The following is a 17441-nucleotide window of genomic DNA, read 5'->3' on the forward strand; positions in this document are numbered from 1 at the left end:
CAGATTTAAGAAAAATTCTACTATCAGCATCTATGTTAAAGGCTTTTTCACCGAAAGTTTGCAACTTCGTAAAATTGTATGTCATTATTATTAACTCGACTGACTTTTATCGCCTAAGTTATCGCCTCATGCCGAGCACAACCTAAAAAAGCAAAGATCCGTTTGTCACTGAATTATCAGTTTACAAACAAACCTTTACTTTTTACCTTGTAAATGCTGAAAAAGAGCTTCCAATTTGACATAGTTAATTTGCTAAAATAACTTTAAGCCAGCTCTTTGATACTCAAGAACCTTCAATATTAAGAGTCATGCTATTATCAAATAACTTTTTTGTCTGACCAATAATCAATTCGAGTTCCCTCACCATTTTTAGAATCTGATGAATAACGCATGACAATTTGGATTTTATGCCCCTTCAAACTTGAAACATCTTCTTTTAGATCAATGGTCTGATCAAAACCACTTTTGCCAGCATTATAAATCTTTCCATATACACTTTTGGCTACATCCGAACGACTAATTGGCGTATATTTTACTCTGGCAATTTCCTTACCAGTGGTATCATCATAAACAATCAAATAAGCATTTGAAAGAACAGTTGAAGCATCTGCTGCATGCCAGCCAGAAACATGTAAGGTATTATTCGTATAATTTACACTAAAACTATCAAGATATCCAGCATTGGCATTACTAATCGTATATTTTTGCGACCATAAATCAACCCGATTGCCTTCTCCATTTGTACTATTATTTGAATAACGCATCACGACTTGAATCTGATGTCCATTGATCAAGTTGCTACCCAAACTAATATCTTGATCAAAGCCACTCTTACTTGCATTGTAGACACCACTATAACCGTTTTTAACTACATCTGCTCGGCTGGTAGGAGTATATTTTACTCTGGCAATTTCCTTACCAGTGGTATCATCATAAACAATCAGATAGGCATTTGCAAGGGCCGATGAAGCGTCTGCCGCATGCCAACCGGAAACATGCAAAGTATTATTAGCACCTAAGGAGATGCTATCGATATAACCAGCATTAACATTACCGATCGTATATTTTTGCGACCATAAATCAATCCGATTTCCTTCACCATTTGTACTATCACTTGAATAGCGCATCACGACTTGAATCTGATGTCCATTGATTAAGTTACTACCCAAACTAATATCTTGATCAAAGCCACTATTGCTGGCGTTGTAAATCTTGCCATAGCCATTCTTAGCTACATCCGAACGACTAGTAGGAGTATATTTTACTCTGGCAATTTCCTTACCAGTGGTATCATCATAAACAATCAGATAGGCATTTGCAAGGGCCGATGAAGCGTCTGCCGCATGCCAACCGGAAACATGCAAAGTATTATTAGCACCTAAGGAGATGCTATCGATATAACCAGCATTAACATTACCGATCGTATATTTTTGCGACCATAAATCAATCCGATTTCCTTCACCATTTGTACTATCACTTGAATAGCGCATCACGACTTGAATCTGATGTCCATTGATTAAGTTACTACCCAAACTAATATCTTGATCAAAGCCACTATTGCTGGCGTTGTAAATCTTGCCATAGCCATTCTTAGCTACATCCGAACGACTAGTAGGAGTATATTTTACTCTGGCAATTTCCTTACCAGTGGTATCATCATAAACAATTAAATAAGCATTTGAAAGAACCGTTGAAGCATCAGCTGCATGCCAGCCAGAAACATGTAAAGTATTATTAGCTCCTAAAGAAAGACTATCAACATATCCAGCATTATTGTTTTGAATTGTAAATGCTTGTGACCAAATATCCACATGCTGTCCTTCACCATGTTTACTATCGCTTGAATAGCGCATAACAATTTGCAGCTTATGACCATTTACTAAATTATTTCCTAAATTAATACTTACATTAAATCCACTATTCGTAGCGTTATAAATATAACCGTATCCATTTTGATAAACATCTGAACGGCTAAGCAAAGTATAAGACACTCTGGTAATTTCCTTGCCAGTGGTATCATCATAAACAATTAAATAAGCATATTTATCAGTCTTGGAAGCCTCAGCTGCATGCCAACCGGAAACATGCAAAGTGTTATTCGAATCTAAGTAATAACTATCAAGACTTCCAGCATTATCTGTGAAGTTATAAGCTTTCGACCAGACATCAGTATAGTTACCATTTCCACTTGCATCATCAGAATAACGTAAGACAAATTTGATATTTTTACCAGCAAAAACATAACCATCTGGGATTGTCAATTCAACATCAAATCCACTATAATCAGCGTTTGAAACATTGCTGTAAACTTTAGCAACATCCTCACGTTTAAGGGGTGTATAAGCAACACGAGCAATTTCCCGCTTTGAAGTTGCGTCATACATAATCACATAAGCATGTGTTTCTGAAGTTGAAGCATCTGCTACATGCCAGCCTTTGACTTCAACTGTATTGCCAGTAATCTTAACATTTTCAATATTGGCAAAATTATCACTTGAAACAGAACCTTCAGTTAATAAACCATTAAAATCATGATCAACATCTATATATCCTTTACTTTCATATCCTGGCAAATAACCAGTCGAGGAAAACTGCCAGCCACCGTAACCAGCTGCTAACCATTTGCTTTCATACTTAGTCTCATAACCAGAATAAGGATACTGCGCTAGCCATGTCCTCTTTTTCCCAACCGTAGCTACAACTTGATCAAGATAAGGATAAGATGCGTAAGTATAAACGCCATGATTGCCATATCCGGCTGCTGAAAGAGCACTCCAAAAACCATTTAGTCCATCCCCAATAGATGAAGTTTCCGTAGATGAAGCTTCCATATCTGCAAAAATTAGTGTACTAGTGCTCAAGCCTAAATTTTCCATCACCTTAGCAGCATACCAACCTTGATTGCTTCCAGAATCCCAATCAGAAAATGTAGCATAGTGATAAACTTCAATGTTCAAGCCAGCCTTTTTCGCCAATGAAATTTGATTAGCCGCATAAGGATTAGTATAACTAGTTCCTTCAGTGATTTTAACAATGACAGTCTTAATACCCAATGATTTTAACTCTTTAAATTGAGCTAAAGTATTAAGCCATGATTGATAGGAAGAAATATCAATAGCATCCCCGGAAACCGAACTCTGTCCAATATCAAATGATGCTACACCACTGGAAGCTAGTATAACTTTATTGGTATCAGTATCACTTGTATTAGTAGTTTCAGCTGCAGAACTTAAAGTAGTCGCAGAAGCAGTTGTCGTTTCAGCTGTTGTAGAAGTTGAACTTGTTGAACTTGACGAACTTGCTGAATTTGATGAACTTGTTGAACTTGACGAACTTGACGAACTTGTTGAACTTGATGAACTTGTTGAACTTGACGAACTTGAGGTTTGAACTGCGCTGGTAACATTGTCTTGCTCAGTTGTTGCATTAGCGGAACTTGTTACACTTGTAGCTATCTTAGCAGCTGAACTGCTACTGGAACTGGTAGAACCCTTGCTTTGATCAGCTGAACTACTAGAACTTGAAACTGCTGATGTAACACTTGCGTTTTGGTCCGCTAAAACTTGATGTGAATTCACTGTCACCCCAGTTGCCAATGAAAACATCGTCAATCCAGAAACAAGAGCTAGTTTTTTTAAATTTTTACGTCGATACCATTTAATAATTTTTTTTCTCTTTTTAGCCTGCACCCTTAAAACTCCTTTAAAATTATTAATTAATTTTAATATATACATCCAAAGTTTTAAAGTCAATGCTGCATTATAGCACTAGTTTCCCTTTCTTTTTGAGTGTCAACCTAATTTTTCTTTAAATAAAGATTATAATAATACTCTTTTATTAAAAAATATTCAAAAACCATTGCTGTTTATTTAAAACTAATTTTTCGCAATTTTCCGATTATTCCGATTAATCCAGTCATTTCTATTAATAATAACCCGAACAAGGTTAAAGCTGAACTATCGTTTTCATCAGTTTGCGGTAAGTTGGTAGAAAACTGACGACTTTTATTGATTATAGGCTGTTTTTTGCCTCTATGACTAATAAATTTGACAATAGAAATCATTGCTTTATTTGACTTAAGGTTATCAGCTTTTCCATTTGCTATTAGTTGTTGATTTACCCGACTGTCTTTAATTTGTTTGTAAGTTCTTTCAGAAACATTTTTTGGCAACAACTTAGTGGTATTTTCAACCGTAACCAGTTTACTTTGAGCAATAGCCAAAGCATTTTCAGCAGTCGCTAAGGCTGTTTTAGAAGATACTAACTGGTCTTTAAGCTTTGAAACGCTGCTGCTTGTATCAAATTTTGACAAGTCTATAATTTGCCATTCAGATATAAATTCAAAATGAAGTTGTCCCAGATCATCAACTGAAACAGCAAAATATTGGGCTGATTTTTCTGTTCCATAATTATCTGTTCCAGCATAATCGTTCAGATTTGTAATTGACATTGCATGAAGCCAGTTTTCATTTGCATCATCAAATAGCATTGCAATGAGAGTATTGTAAATTGCTTTTTTGTAATCGTTCAAGGTAAAAGAATTAGTAAGTTTTTGTCCAGTAACATTGTTAATTAGATAACCTGCGCTAGCATCTTCATAAACATTAGAACCATCATAAGTTGCAAGTCCATTTGCTAACGCTGCCTGATTTATCGCTGAATCATCATGATCTTTATAAGTATAAATATTCCAATTGTCACTGGTGTAATTATCAGCAACCGCTTTAGCAAAAGAAACAGCTCCTTTAACAACTGAAACATTCGGGGTTGTGCCCAACTGTTGACGAATATCATTAATCAATGACGCAGCGTAATTCGATAATTCCTCTATTTGACTATCAGATAAGTTGCCAGGAATCACTGAAATCTTTTCATCAGCTACATTGTCTTGATAACTATTCTCTGATAATCCTTCAGCTGCAAGTTTTACCAAACTTTCACCACTATCAGAATCGCCATTGACAACTGAATCTATGTAAGAATTAAGCGCACTAGCATAATCACTTGGAACTGTAATTAGATTATTATTGTTTGTATCACTTGCATTGTTAATTTTCTGATTTAAATCATCAATTTGTGATTTTAGCGTATCAACAGTTTTTTGCTCATCAGCCACTTCTGTTTTATTTGCAGCTGTCTTTGATTGAGCTGCCGCAATATGTTTACCAGAATTCACTTCAATCTTTTGTGTATTACTATCTGATTGTGAAACTTGGTTTGTTTCCACCTGATTGTTGGCATTGCTACTTTGTGCCTCAGAACTAACATTTTGATTAGTTGCTTTATTGGTAAGTGATTGAGCCGTGGAAGCTGTTGCCTTTTGAAGACTGGCGCTAGAAGCTTCGGTAGTAGAACTTTGAGACGAGCTGATACTGGAAGCTTTAGCAGCATCAATCGTCTCAGAAACTGAGCTATCAGTCGCCAAGTTAGAGGAGGAAGTTGAGTCAGAAGTTGTTGCCGTTGCTTGCGTTGAAATTTGACTAGACGATTGATTTAAAGCTGTTGCTCTGTTTGAAGCATCTGCTTTAACATTAGTCACTATCAATGTATTACCACCGATAGCTAAAGCTGTTGCAACTACAAATTTTGATAATTTTTTAATTTCTTTATTTTTATTCATCACATTCACTACCATACATTTTGAATCTAATATTTATAAATTCAAACAAGATATATCGTTCTAATAAATTACTATGGATAATAATTTATACTAATATTTGAGAAGTGGATCTAGACTTTCTGATATTACTGGAACATAAAGTAAAGTCCAGTATCAGTTTTTATTTTTACATTAAAAAAACCCTATCTTTATAGTACAGGTTGAGCAACCGAATCTAGTCAGAAAGAAGAATAATCATATTCTAATTAAATTTTATCGCACCATCACTTGAAATAAAAGACTAAAATGTCAAGTTCTTTAAATTAAGGATTTTAGAATTATTAAAAAATATCAAATTAAGTTAGAAAAAAGCTCAATTGCTTATCTGTGATATTTTTCATGAATACCTCAAGATGAGTAATTTTTAGCTTTTTTAAATCCAATGTTAAAAATTGGGCACAATTGCAGCCATAAACAGTAGCACAACATCTGAAAAACATAACCTAAAATCATCGCTTAGGCAGCACCTGTAGCACCAAGATGCAATCCCAAAATAAATATTAGATCACAAATAATCATCAAAATGTTTCCACACATTGTTTCAATCCTTGATTCCATTGCTAATCCTTTTGTTCACAATAAATTATCTGGAACCAAAGAAACCATTATTAATGCAAGTCCAATAACCATTATTCGATAAAATTGGGCTGCTTACCTTGCATACAGCCGTTTAATCTTCTTTTCCCAATAAGTGTGAAATTAAGGCACTGCCGCCAAGGCTAAAAATATCACCTAAATTAAAAAAGGCGCCATACAAATAGTTACACTAGCAACTAAAACAGCATTTTGTGTTTTTGCAATAAAAAATATCTGCTAAGTTATAAATCATACTAGCAGCCATCTCTAAAACTACCGGCAAAGTCAGTTTTAGATACGCCTTAGAAAATATCTTCCATAAAACTTAAACCTCTATCCAATCAGTTTCAATGGTATGAGAGTATAAGTATTTATGTCTTTTATAATCCAAGTAACATGACTGCCTTAATATCATTATCCAGTCCACTTCAAATTGTTAAGCGACGGTTTTGCTTTTTCACGCAAACTCAAATCGGTCTAAAGACAACAAAATAACCATCTACTCTCATATCATAAATGAGCTTAGATGATCTTTTGAAACAAATCGTTTATTAGACAATTATGCTTATCACATTCTATTTAAAGGACGTTTACACCAAAGCTAACCTTGCAGCGATTGTTTATTTTTTTCAGTCCCATCCAAGGTTAAAATTTTTTGATACAAATCTGGGCGACGATCTCTGAAAAGGCCCCATGAGTTGCGAGTTTCCTGAATTCTTTCCATATCAAACGTATGAATCAAGGCAGTTGTTGTCTCTTCATCTGCTTGTTCAACGATCTTACCAGTTTGATCGGTGATAAATGCTGAACCATAAAATCTAATTGATGAATCATCGATCATTTCAGTTCCAATTCGATTTGAAACAACGATAGGTATCAAATTTGCAGCTGCATGCCCTTGAATAGTTCTCTGCCAATGATCACGAGAATTAATTTCAGGATGTTTCGGAACTGATCCAATAGCAGATGGATAAAATATAAAATCTGCTCCCATTAAAGCCATGCATCTAGCAGCTTCCGGGAACCATTGATCCCAACAAATTCCAACACCAATTTTTCCATACTTTGTCTGCCAAACTTTAAATCCAGTATTCCCTGGAGTAAAATAATACTTTTCTTCATAGCCGACATCATCAGGAATATGACTTTTGCGATAAATTCCCAAGATTTCTCCATCTGCATCAATGATGGCAATTGAATTGAAACGCGTAGTATTTTTCTTTTCAAAAAAGCTGATTGGTAAAACTACGTGAAGATCCCTAGCAAGTTTTTGTAGCTGTTGAACAGCCAGATCATCTTGCATTTCACAAGCAAAATCCATGTACTCTGGTTTTTGCTGCTGAGGAAAATATTTTCTTTCAAATAATTCTTGCAATAAAATAATGTTAGCACCCGCTTTAGCCGCTTGGGTAATTAAATCTTTAGCATGATCAATATTTTTTTGAACATCCCAAGAGCATGCCATTTGGGTAGCTGCTACAGTTATTTTTGTCAATTTTGTTTTCTCCTTTCAAGAAACGTTATCAGGTGTCTTAATTTCTAGACTAGCAACAATACTTTCATCGATAATTTTTAACGCATCCTGCAATTGTTCTTTTCTAATAACTAATGGTGGAATAAAACGAATAACATTATGATCGACCCCACAATTTAATAAAATTAAATGACGTTTTAAAGCCTCTTGACGAATTCTAGCTACAAAATCAGTTAATGGCTTTTTATCTTTAGTTGAACGAAATTCCATGCCAATCATTAATCCTAGTCCTCTGACGCTACTAATTACAGGATACTTCCGTTGCAATTGACGGAGACCCGCTTCGAACATTTGCCCTTTTTCTCTAACAGCTGCTAAAAATTGGTCATTCATAATATCCAAAACAGCACTCCCTGCCGCACAGGCCAAAGGATTACCACCAAAAGTTCCACCATGAGCTCCTGGAAGCCATTGGTTCATATACTCAGCTCTACCAATTACTGCACTTAGTGGCAATCCATTAGCAATACTCTTAGCTGATGTTAAAATATCAGGTTGAATTTCATAATAATCTTTTGCAAACAAATAACCTGTCCGGCCATAACCCGACTGAATCTCATCAAAAATCAACATAATACCATGATCATCACAAATCTTCCGTAAAGCTGTCAAAAAGGCTTTGGGAGCTGGTAAATAACCACCTTCTCCTTGAACCGGCTCAACAATAATACATGCTGTATGATCCGGTTTTAAAATATTTGCAAATAGTTGACGTAACTGATTTAAACAGCGCTGTACTTCTTGCCGTTCAGTCAGATCAGTATTATAAACATCTGGAAAATCGACATGATATACAGGGGGTAAAACTCCTTCATAATTTTCACGATAACGGGCATTAGATGCCGTCATGGCAGCTGTTAGCAAAGTTCGGCCATGAAATGATCGTGTAAAAGCAATAATTCCATTTCTTTTAGTCACACTAAGGGCAAGCTTAACTGCTCCTTCATTCGCTTCAGCTCCACTATTTGCAAAATAAATCTTGTAGTCCTCGCCAATCCTTTTAGTCAGCTTTTCGGCTAATTCAATATATGATGGATAATAAACAACATTATGGCCACCGTGAATTAAAAGATGAAGTTGTTTATCAATGGCTGCCACAACTTGCGGATTATTGTGGCCACAATTAACAACACCAACCCCAGCGGCAAAATCTAAGTACTGCTGACCATCTTCACTGAGCAAATAAACACCGTTTCCTTTTACAACTCCCAGTTTGGTTGCCCGAGCAGCAACGGGAGGTAAAACTGTTAAAGATCTCTCATATAAACTTTTCATTTCCTGTCTCCCTAATTATAAACTCAAAATTATTATTTTTCACGATAAAGTGGCAACGTCAAACAATGTATTCCCCCACCCATTTTATTAATTTCTGAAACATCAATCGGAATGACATTAACTCCGTTTTTTTCAAGTATTTGGATAGTATTTTTACCGGAAGCTGGAAAAAGTACTTTATTTGGAGAAAGTGCCAAACAATTATTTGTTAGATCTGGATCCTTTTTTGAGACGCCTATAACTTTAATCCCTAAAGTTTTCATTTTAGCTATAAACCAGTGTGGTAGTACCTCAAGATCTCCCAGAGCTAAGCCTTTATCAATCATGACAAAAATTTCATCCAAATGAATTTTACTTATTGGAATATCGACAACAAACAAATCAATTCCTTGAAGTTTCAACATTACCGTGAGTTGATCAATTCCCTCTTGATTTACTCGAACAGACTTCCCAATAACAGCTGTACTTGGGTTTACAATTGTAAAACTACCACCTTCAACAAATCCCTTCCCTTGAATAGCGCCAAGAATAGGAAAAATAATCGATGATCAGTCATTAAATGCTTATGTTTTTCTTCTAAACTTTAAGTGCGGCAAACATATAGTACTTACAAACCATTTTGTATCTGCAAAACTATTTAGCCTACTCGTCAATCGTTAAAGTCCCTTTTCGATTTTTAAATGTCTGATTTTGACACCTACATTCTAAACTTTACGGGGAGCTATAGTTTAACCACTTCTTTTTCTACCTACAAAGAGAATATTTTTTTGCATACAAAAGAGTTTGTCAGGGATGGTTTAAAAATGTCATAAAAAAATTACGATGATTAAAATCATCGTAATTCGCCACTTATTATTCTTTCACCAATAATCTAAAGTTATATTATTTCTGTACTAAATATTTCATTTAACAGTTTCTATTTTTATACTGAATTTTTCTAAATTTTGCCGATCAATTTGATATCCTAAACCAAGCTCAGCAGGAACATTGACATAAGTACCATCAAGTTCAATTAAGGGTTTAATAATGTCTTTATCATAGTACCTTCTGGAAGCAGCAATATCATTGGGAAGAGTATAACCGGGTAGTGTTGCAATTGCTACATTGGCCGCTCTTGCAACACCTGAATCAAGCATCCCGCCACACCAACACTCAATACCATTTTCCATAGCTAATTGTTGGATTCTTTTAGCGATACCCAGACCCCCAACACGGGCAACTTTAATATTAATGATTCTTCCACTGCCTAATTCAATCATCTTTTTTGCATCATCAACTGAAGTAACGCTTTCATCTAAGCAAACACTAGTAGCCAAGGCAGCTTGAAGGTGGGCATGATCAACCAAATCACCCGGCTGCAAAGGTTGTTCAATCATGATTAAATCCAAATCATCAAGTTTTTCTAAAAGCTTGAGATCACTCAACCGATAAGCAGAATTCGCATCAGCCATCAGCATCGCAGTCGGATAGGCTTTTCGGACAGCAGCCAAATACGCATAATCTTTTCCTGGTTTGATTTTCATCTTTATTCGCCGATAGCCAGCTTTTAAATAACTACCAACAACTTCTACCAGTTTTTGTGGACTTTTCTGAACGCCGATGCTGACGCCAGTTTCAATCTTTGTTTTACTACCGCCCAAAGCTTTGGCTAGACTAACTCCGTTTTGCTTAGCATATAAATCCCAGAGAGCACAATTAACTGCTGATTTGGACATATTGTTTCTTCTAATGTACGAAAATAGCTCATAAATATCATCTGGATATGAAATCTTTTGACCGATTATTTTAAGAAGCAGCTGGTTTTTAAGCAGTGCCCAACTGCCATCACGAAACTCTTCATTATAAAACGGCACATCAAAAGCCGAGGACTCGCCAAAACCACTCTTTCCATTTTCGTCTATCAATTCAAGAATAATACATTTCTTAAAGCTCATCCGCGCAAAACTAGTTTCAAAAGGATCTCTTAGCGGAAGATTAACTTTATATAGTTTAGCTTCTTTTATTTTCAATTTAAAAAACACTCCCTTTTACTCATTTTCATTAGCAACTTTTTGCTGGTTTTCTTTCAACTCTTTTGCATTGAAAGTCAATGAAATAACAAATGAAAATGCTGCTGAAATTACTAAAAACAAAAAGGCTGAACTATATGAACCGAAATGCTCAACAATCATACCAATGATGATTGGAGCTAAAAAACCTGCTAATTGTCCACCAAAATTGACGATTCCAACCGAGGAGCCATAAGAACTTTTAGTAACCAGTTGAGCAAACAATGCAAAACAGCCACTAAAGGCTAAACCCTTAAAGAAATATGTCAGCATTTCAAAAATAATAACATTTGTCAGACTAACTGATTTATACATACCAAACATGAACACCGTTGCTAGTAAGCAGCTAAAAGCAATCAACCATTTCTCTTTGTCTTTAAAAAAATGAACCATCAAATAGCCGCATAATAAAGCCGCAATTCCAGCACTAATTGAAGGAAGGGGTACTAACCAAGCAATTCCGGCCAGATTAATATGGCGTGCCCGCAACAAGTACGTAGGCATCCATGAATCAAGCCCCTTGGTTATTGTACTTAATCCTAATACAACCAAAAAAAACTGCCAAACTACGGGGTTTGCAACTGAATGCTTCCAATCAATCTTATTTTTATTTTCATTAGTTCTCAATTTCTTTTGTCTGATTGGACGCAAAATCAAAACATAAGCAATCACAAATACTAAACCTAAAATACCCATCAAATGAAAAGCTGAACGCCAACCAAGCGTGGCAATAATCGGCGCGATTATTACGGGAGCAATTGCTGCACCAGCATAATTTGAAGATATAATTGCAGAAGTTGCTTCCGATCGAGTTTTATAGGAGAACTCTTCACTGATTTGTTTCAAACTTGCAGAAGGATAAGCACCTTCACCTATTCCAAAAAGAACACGAATAATCAATAACGATGCCAAAGACCAAGCAAAACCTGTCATCATGGTAAAAATTGACCACATTAAAATTGCTGTCACAACAGTAACTTTCGAACCAAATTTATCAGCTAGCCATCCACCAGGAATTTGCATTAATGAATAACTGAAGAAAAATGCACTTGAAACAAATCCCAATTCTGTCGCATTTAAATTAAAATCATTGCCGATATATGATAACGCAATATTGACAGCCGACCGATCGATAAAGCAAATAATAAATGCCACATATAATAGTGTAAAAACAGCTTTAGGACGTCTTTGACTAGTATTTTCCATTTTATAATCCCCCTATGTTTCATTTGATCAATCTGTATATAAATTGATTAATTGATAAATTATCCTAATACCCTGAAGATATGCATCTAATCTGATATTTTCATTTGCAGCATGATTATGCTGGTCAAAATTGGCTAAAGGAATTGTGAAGACCTTAGCTTCCAAATTTTGTTCCCAAACATAATTTGGAACAGTTCCCGGCATGACTGGCTCAATGATTGCTTTAGAATCAGCCTTTCTAATATTTGTAATAATTTTATCTATAAAGTCATCCTCAGTTCCAGCATAATATGGTGGAATTTCATTCAAATATTTTATTTCAACTGATCCCTGTTGAATCCAAGCAGCCAATTGCTCACTCAAACCCATTTCGATTTTTTCAATCGACTGTCCTTTAACTAAACGACAATCAAATCGAGCACTGATTTTCCCCGGAATAATTGTTTTCATGCCGCTCCCTAAAAAACCACTTTGAATGCCATTTATATTGAAAGTCGGTTCGAACATTAATTTTTTGTAATAATCAAAACTATCTTGAAAAATTGCTTGTTTGCTTTTCTTAAAAGGAACTGCCGGCAATTTATGCAAAATATTTTCTTCAGTTTGACTAATTTTTTTAATACCATCATAAAAATACGGAATTCTTACTCTGTTTTCTTCAAAGTCATACAATTTTGACAGTATTTTATGAAATTCTAAAACCGGATTAGTCAAAATATTACCATAATTTCCAGAATGAGCATCCATATCATTAGTTTTCAAAGTTATTTCAAAGCCTAAAAGACCACGATTGCCCAAACGCAAAACATGCTGACCGGCAAAGTTAAATGAACCATCAATCACAAACACTGTCTGCACATTTTTCAACTCAGCAGATGATAAATTTTGAACAGTTTGTTCCAGATGAAGGCTGCCCTTTTCTTCTTCACCTTCAATCAGCAGTTTAAGATTACAAGGGAATTCATGATGAAGCTGTTTATAAACATACAGCCCAAAAATCACTCCCAATAATTGACCCTTATTATCACCAGCACCTCTGCCATATAATCTGCCATTTTTTAAAATGAGTTTAAAAGGATCTGTTTTCCAATTTTTAACATCTTCAGCAGGCATAACATCGTAATGACCATAAAATAAAATTGTTTTTTTTGAATCCGCCTCTGAATTCAATTCACATAAAATGACAGGCGATCCCTTAGTTTTAACAATCTTAATCTGACAAGTAAATAAACTTTGTAATAACTGACAGATAAAATCAACGGCTTGGTTAATATGTGCCTGATTTCCACAAATACTTTGAATACTGACAAGCTTTTCTAAGACTTGTAAAAAGTATTCTTGATGTTTTTGAATAAATAACTCATCAGCTTCCAATAACAACACCTCACTTGATAAAGACTAAATTAAATCAATTTAATTTATTTTTAATTATATTTTCAAAATATTTAATTGTGAAATACTACTTTTGTGATAACATATAGAAAAAATGTTATAAAAAGAAGTGAAAAGCCATTAGATTATTACAACTTAGATATTTCATTATAGCGGCTGAACTAGAAAACATGACTCAAGCTGCAAAGAGATTACATATTTCGCAACCTTCGTTAAGTCGAACAATTCTTGAATTAGAAAATGAATTGAATTGTCAACTTTTTATCAGAAATAGTCGTTCGATAACTTTAAATGAAAATGGTAAGTACTTTTACAAAAAAATAAAAAGTGCGTTAAGTATTATCGATTTGGCTAGTCAGGAAGTCAGCAGTCAATATAATTCTTATGATAGAGTAATTTCTCTCAGATGTGAGAAATCATCACAAGTAATTCCTGCAGTCATGAAATATTTAAAAAATGCTTTACCAAACATCAAAATCTTGCTTGTACAGCGTGGGCTTGAAGATGATTGGATGAATCACTGTGACTTTGAATTTTCAACTCAAAAAATAAAAAACAACAAAAATTTTCTTATCTTAAAAGAAGAGGTATTTGTTGCTGTAAGTAAAAGTTCTAATTTATCAAGCAAAACTTCTATAGAATTTCAAGATTTAAAATATCAAAACGTAATCATGTCGCGGCCTAATCCTTTACGAAGTGTTATTGAGAATTCTTTTAAAGAAAATGGACTAAGTATCAAGCCCAAATTTGTAACTAGTGATATCAGCACTCAACATGAATTGATAAAAAATAACTTTGGGATTGGTTTTGTTCCTCAGTATTCATGGCTTTATAATGATTTTTCAGATACTTGTTTATTGAGTTTTTCTCCGCAAAAAGTATATCGAAAGATTTATTTGAGTTATTACCCCAGCAAGGCACAAAAAAAATATCATGAACAGGTAGGTAAATTAATTTTAAAGTATTTTAACAAACTGGTTGAACAGTAGCTAACAATACCAATTAGTGAGGAAAAATTGGCTTTATTGAAGCTCATTTTTTAAATGACAGTGCAATTATCTTCGCTTTTGCACCCTCAAAAGTAGCCAAAAATTAATTGTTTTAATTAAAAATATTTAACAACAAGGATTGCCCATTGCTGTTAAAATGGAATGGGTTTAAAAAAACTGCAAATCTATATAAAATCAGGTCAAATAAACTTCGCGTAAAATAAGCTTATCCTGAAAAAATTAATCTGCCGGCTAGAGCAGCAAATAATCGTGAATCAATAACTCATTTTTTCATAAGCGATATCTGCGAGATCACCTATTCTTTTTCGCAAGCTTATTTTATTAGAGACTAGATAGATTTTCATTTCATTTATTTTCAGAAACCTGATTCCCTCGATTCCAAAGATAAATGTTCAAACCTTTCAGAATTCCAAGAGATTCGCCACTGAAGACTTGACCTCAACATCGTTGATAATAATTTTTACTGCCCTTTTACGAGGTGTACCTGTCAAATTATTTTGTGGATGACAATCAACTAAATTAACTGCTACAACATCTTCTAATTTTATAAAAACTCTCTTGATACTTGATTAGGGAGATTTCGACTTAACATTTCAGCTATCGCTTCTGGATTTTCACCAACTACCGATCAACCATACCGCGCACACAATAAAATCAAGCCCATAAACTTTCAAAAATTCTGAAATTTATGGACTTGATAAAGGTTTGAATAATTCTAGCCATTTACTATTCAATAAAATTGATTGTTAAAAGTTGATACAATTTATTTTTGTTGTTAATTTGACGAATTTTTTGAATCATTTTTCTTGAATTTACCAAACTGTAAAAACTATTAATAGCATTTTTGTTTTGTAAACTGTTTTCAAACTTAAGCGCTAACAAAAATACAACATCAACGGTACTTTTTCCCCAAACAACCGGATCGTTCAGAGTCAAAACTCCTATTGCTGGCACCCTCACAAAATCGCTATTCCCGTGCGGAATTGCTAGGCCATGGCCAATTTCTGTTGACATAACTTTTTCACGCTGATGAACAGAATCAACAAATTGCGGATCAATTAATTTTAATTTAAGCATTTGATGAGTCATAAAGTTTATAATTTGATTTTTATCTGAAAAAGATGTTTGTGTAAACAAACAATCCTCTCTGATCAAATGAATCAAATTATTGGGTGTTTCCCCTTTATCATTTTGAATTACAAATGTGTTTAAGCGATTAATATCATTTTCGTCTAAAAAACCAGAAACTTGTACAACTGGAACTGAAGTTTCAAACTGAATTGTAGATACTATAAAATCAATTCCTTTTAAATCATAGTTATTTATATTTTTAAAGGCCACTATTTGCTCAACTTTAATTAACGGTAACATTGAATTGATTTTATTTTGGATCAATCTGGAAAAACCAACTCCTTCAGGACAAACAATAATTATTTTTTTCATTTCTATATTTTTTTCTAATGAAGCTTGAAAATGAATCGTGAAGAAACCTATTTCAGACTCAGAAACATTTTTAAAAGCTAATTTTCCTTCACCATACATACGTGATATTCCTAATACAATTACACCGAATAAAGCTGCATAATTTTCCTTAATCTGATTAAGCAGTGGATTATTAACTTCTTGTTTATTCTTTAATCGTTCGAGCATAGCTAAACAATGTGAACGTAAATTCAAATATAATTCACGATCCTTAGTCAAATCGACATTCAATAGTTCTGAAACACTATAAATCAAATCCTTGGCAAAATTATCTGCTCCATTATCAAATTGCTGTAAATAATCCATTAACAGTTCTGGTTGAATGGTATCCTGAATGCCTGACATAACCAAATGCTGTCCAAGATATTGAATATCTTCTCTAGTAAATGTATCTGAAAATGCCTGATTTAAACAATCAGATAAAACTGCCAACTTATCTGTTAAATTTTTTTCCAAATTCAAATTTTTAAACTTATTAGATTGAATATGACGATTTCTTTCAACTATTATTAAAACGTGTGTAACTAAATTTAGATACATGATGTCACTAAGACTAAAATGTACTTTTTGTTCAAAAGAAATCAAAGCTTTTTCTGTTTGCTCAATCATTTTAGGATTAAAGATCCCGACTAAACGCATATAAGAACTTGTTTCTATTCTCGAAGCCTCTGGTTTTATTGTTAATAACTTCCGTGTTTTTAAAGGTTTATACTCTTTTATTTCTTGCCGCAATACTTCTCTAATTGTTGTTTCATGTCCAATAATTTGCGTACCATGAACATTAGAAACAAGATCTAACCCTTTTAGCATTAGGTTTTGTCTGATAACTTTAAAATCACGGGCAACTGAACTACGTGAAACATGATATTTTTTACTCAGTTCATTAATTGAAATTGCATTTCTGTTCAGTAGCAAAGCAATTATAATTTGTTGCCTTCTTGTTTCAGCTGTTAAACTAGCGGCAAAAAATTTTAACGAATTTTGTAGTCTTAAAATATCACTGCCATTACCACTTAAAAGATATCCCTGATTGCGTAAATAAACTATTGATAAATTATAATTTTTTAAAACATCTTTTATTTCATTCAAATCATTTAAAATTGTCCGTTTACTTACATTAAATTGCTGCGCTAACTGATAAGCAGTAAGGATTTCTTTGCCTCCATTACTAGTATTGTTTAGCAACAACTGCAACATTTTCCAGGTCCGTGATTTCATAATTATTCTCCTCACGAAATGTTTGTCAAAGCAGATTAATC

Annotated in this window: 10 protein-coding genes; 1 reads left to right on the forward strand and 9 read right to left on the reverse strand. The window is 34.0% G+C overall.

Annotated elements, in window-relative coordinates; translation table 11 throughout:
• Positions 1 to 317: 317 nt before the first annotated feature.
• From KH893_RS05475 to KH893_RS05510, 8 genes are all read right to left on the reverse strand, one after another.
• Positions 318 to 3689 (reverse strand): GH25 family lysozyme, encoded by a 3372-nt coding sequence (locus KH893_RS05475; protein ID WP_281165141.1) that lies wholly within the window; start codon positions 3687 to 3689, stop codon positions 318 to 320.
• Between the two features lie 176 nt (positions 3690 to 3865).
• The gene (locus tag KH893_RS05480; RefSeq protein WP_281165142.1) at positions 3866 to 5620 is read right to left on the reverse strand and encodes an SEC10/PgrA surface exclusion domain-containing protein; all 1755 of its coding nucleotides are present in this window, start codon (positions 5618 to 5620) and stop codon (positions 3866 to 3868) included.
• Between the two features lie 1216 nt (positions 5621 to 6836).
• Complete coding sequence (gene aguB, locus KH893_RS05485) at positions 6837 to 7730, reverse strand: N-carbamoylputrescine amidase (protein WP_281165143.1); 894 nt, start codon at positions 7728 to 7730, stop codon at positions 6837 to 6839.
• 15 nt (positions 7731 to 7745) lie between these two features.
• Positions 7746 to 9044, reverse strand: coding sequence for an aspartate aminotransferase family protein (locus KH893_RS05490; protein WP_281165144.1), 1299 nt, complete (start codon positions 9042 to 9044; stop codon positions 7746 to 7748).
• 32 nt (positions 9045 to 9076) lie between these two features.
• Positions 9077 to 9586 (reverse strand): dimethylarginine dimethylaminohydrolase family protein, encoded by a 510-nt coding sequence (locus tag KH893_RS05495; protein ID WP_345803726.1) that lies wholly within the window; start codon positions 9584 to 9586, stop codon positions 9077 to 9079.
• Between the two features lie 360 nt (positions 9587 to 9946).
• Positions 9947 to 11053 (reverse strand): o-succinylbenzoate synthase, encoded by a 1107-nt coding sequence (gene menC / locus KH893_RS05500; protein ID WP_281165145.1) that lies wholly within the window; start codon positions 11051 to 11053, stop codon positions 9947 to 9949.
• An 18-nt stretch (positions 11054 to 11071) separates the two neighbouring features.
• Positions 11072 to 12298, reverse strand: coding sequence for an MFS transporter (locus tag KH893_RS05505; protein ID WP_281165146.1), 1227 nt, complete (start codon positions 12296 to 12298; stop codon positions 11072 to 11074).
• Between the two features lie 27 nt (positions 12299 to 12325).
• Positions 12326 to 13672 carry a M20/M25/M40 family metallo-hydrolase gene (locus tag KH893_RS05510; RefSeq protein ID WP_281165147.1) on the reverse strand — a complete coding sequence of 449 codons (1347 nt, stop codon included), beginning with the start codon at positions 13670 to 13672 and terminating at the stop codon, positions 12326 to 12328.
• A 137-nt stretch (positions 13673 to 13809) separates the two neighbouring features.
• Between KH893_RS05510 and KH893_RS05515 the strand changes: the two genes are divergently transcribed.
• A complete protein-coding gene (locus KH893_RS05515) occupies positions 13810 to 14679 on the forward strand; it encodes a LysR family transcriptional regulator (RefSeq protein WP_281165202.1) in 870 nt (289 codons plus the stop codon).
• Positions 14680 to 15426: 747 nt separating this feature from the next.
• Here KH893_RS05515 and KH893_RS13055 read toward each other — a convergent pair.
• A complete protein-coding gene (locus KH893_RS13055) occupies positions 15427 to 17415 on the reverse strand; it encodes a BglG family transcription antiterminator (protein ID WP_281165148.1) in 1989 nt (662 codons plus the stop codon).
• Positions 17416 to 17441 lie beyond the last annotated feature (26 nt).

The organism is Liquorilactobacillus sicerae (genome assembly GCF_029916425.1).
GTDB lineage: Bacteria > Bacillota > Bacilli > Lactobacillales > Lactobacillaceae > Liquorilactobacillus > Liquorilactobacillus sicerae.

Bases quoted from the DNA above. Each gene is read 5' to 3' on its own strand.
- KH893_RS05480 (WP_281165142.1), bottom strand. From the start codon at position 5,620: ATGAATAAAAATAAAGAAATTAAAAAATTATCAAAATTTGTAGTTGCA.
- KH893_RS05490 (WP_281165144.1), bottom strand. From the start codon at position 9,044: ATGAAAAGTTTATATGAGAGATCTTTAACAGTTTTACCTCCCGTTGCT.
- KH893_RS05505 (WP_281165146.1), bottom strand. From the start codon at position 12,298: ATGGAAAATACTAGTCAAAGACGTCCTAAAGCTGTTTTTACACTATTA.